This is a genomic window from Thauera phenylacetica B4P, from assembly GCF_000310225.1.
GTDB lineage: Bacteria > Pseudomonadota > Gammaproteobacteria > Burkholderiales > Rhodocyclaceae > Thauera > Thauera phenylacetica.
On the sequence record NZ_AMXF01000500.1, the window covers coordinates 1 to 975 of the forward strand.

Sequence of the window (975 nt, forward strand, 5' to 3'; positions counted from 1 at the left end):
CCCCGTGGCCCCTTCGCGCCTGCCGGCGCTCCTACAGAAACCGGTGCGGGTCGGGGGCTTCTGTAGGAGCGCCGGCAGGCGCGAAGGGGGCCTAGATTCCCCCGCGTGCCTTGGCGTTGAGCTCGCGCTCCGTCTTGAAGATGTAGCGCTGGATGCGGGTGTCGGCCGTGCGCGGCAGGGCGGCGAAGCGCAGGCCGACGCGCAACTGCTCGGTGCCGTTGCGCTGTGTCTGGCGGTTGAGGTTGCGCACCTCGAGGTTGAGCTCGATCGGGTCGCCCTCGGGCAGGTCGAGGCGGCAGGCCGGCAGCACGCCGCCGATGACGAACTCCGCCGCCCCCGCGGGCACCACCACCGCCACCCCGCCGGCGCCGATGTCGATCACGCGCGCGCTCACCTCGACCGGCTTGCGCGCCAGGTCCTCCGCCCGCAGCAGGCAGCTCAGCGCGTGCGCGAGCGGCACCTGCAGGCGATAGAACTCGCGGCGCTGCAGGCGCAGCATCTCGGTCGGCAGCGGCGCGAAGAATGCCGGGCGGCCCTTGTCCTGGCCCTCGCTCAGGCCGACGAGCGCAAACTGGATGCGGATGCCGTCGAGCTGGGTCGCGCAGGTCAGGCGCGGCGCGGCGAGCGCGCGGCGGTTGGCCTGGGGGTCGGGGCTGGGGTCGAGCACCACGCGCGCGCGCTCCTCGTCCACCTTCAGCACCGCGGTCATGAAGGAGTGGCCGCCGCCGGTGTGGGCGGTGATCAGGCCGCGGTGGGTGATGAGGTCCTGCAGCAGCTGCAGGATCTGGCGTGCGCCGCGCAGGGTGTACCTCTCGAGCTCGTCGCCGCGGCTGATGTCGAGCGCTGCGGGGCTGGCGGAGTTGCCGTCTGGGGGTGGAGTGCTGGGTTCGGCCATGCGGGGCGATCGTGTATTGGGCAGGGTCGGGATGAGGGTGGGGTGCGGGGTGGGGTGCGGGGTGGAGTGCGGGGTGGGAA

The 975-nt window shown here is 73.0% G+C and carries 1 protein-coding gene; it reads right to left on the reverse strand.

Annotated elements, in window-relative coordinates; genetic code table 11:
* Nucleotides 1–91 precede the first annotated feature (91 nt).
* Complete coding sequence (locus C667_RS23305; protein WP_004390259.1) at nt 92–895, reverse strand: flagellar brake protein; 804 nt, start codon at nt 893–895, stop codon at nt 92–94.
* Nucleotides 896–975 lie beyond the last annotated feature (80 nt).

Excerpts from the sequence above, each read along its gene's own strand:
- C667_RS23305 (WP_004390259.1), bottom strand. The coding sequence starts at position 895 with ATGGCCGAACCCAGCACTCCACCCCCAGACGGCAACTCCGCCAGCCCC.